This window comes from Kitasatospora sp. SUK 42, assembly GCF_015776785.2.
GTDB lineage: Bacteria > Actinomycetota > Actinomycetes > Streptomycetales > Streptomycetaceae > Kitasatospora.
On record NZ_LFMD02000010.1, the window covers coordinates 1 to 328 of the forward strand.

Here is a 328-nt window from a genome sequence, read left to right on the forward strand (position 1 = left end):
TACCTCGACATCGAGGGCTTTGACGAGGACCTGGTGTTCGGTGGTGAGCTCCTTGACGCGCCGGGCGAGGCTCTTGAGCGCGGTCAGGACCGCGGTGTGGACGGCGTCCCCGGCCGGCCGCAGCCGGGCCAGGGCCTCGGTGCGCTCGGCCGCCTTGAGTCGCCCGTATCGGGTGCGCACGGCCTCGGGCGCGGTGACGAGGATCTGACCGATCTGGTTGAGGGCTGCGGTTCGGGCCTTGACGGCGGAGCGGGCGGCGTTGTGCAGGGCGCGTATGCCGGCGACGGTGTCGTCCTTCGGAGCACTGGAGGCGCGTCCGGACAGGGCG

The 328-nt window shown here is 72.3% G+C and carries 1 pseudogene; it reads right to left on the bottom strand.

The annotated features are described in order from the left end of the window. Positions 1–328 (bottom strand): annotated as a pseudogene (locus RZ50_RS28095) (IS110 family transposase); the annotation flags it as partial.